Annotated in this window: 2 tRNA genes; both read right to left on the bottom strand. The window is 50.7% G+C overall.

From position 1 onward, the window contains the following. Window positions 1–43: 43 nt before the first annotated feature. A tRNA-Lys gene (locus SU60_RS16675) sits at window positions 44–119 on the bottom strand. Between the two features lie 2 nt (window positions 120–121). Next, window positions 122–197: transfer RNA gene (locus SU60_RS16670), tRNA-Glu, on the bottom strand. Window positions 198–227: the final 30 nt, after the last annotated feature.

Raw genomic sequence — 227 nt, 5'->3', positions numbered from 1 at the left:
CATTATTTTCTTACCGAAACGCAAGCATTTCCGTGGAAGGAAATGGTGGGTCGTGCAGGATTCGAACCTGCGACCAATTGATTAAAAGTCAACTGCTCTACCAACTGAGCTAACGACCCAATGGTATCCCGTAGGGGAGTCGAACCCCTGTTACCGCCGTGAAAGGGCGGTGTCCTAGGCCTCTAGACGAACGGGACACTAAGTCGAACATCTTGGGGGATGTTCTT

Origin of the sequence: Vibrio mytili (assembly GCF_000830505.1) — a bacterium.
GTDB classification, from domain to species: Bacteria; Pseudomonadota; Gammaproteobacteria; order Enterobacterales; family Vibrionaceae; genus Vibrio; species Vibrio mytili.
The sequence above is the reverse complement of the archived record's forward strand: the minus strand, read 5'-3'. Positions and strand labels throughout refer to the sequence as shown.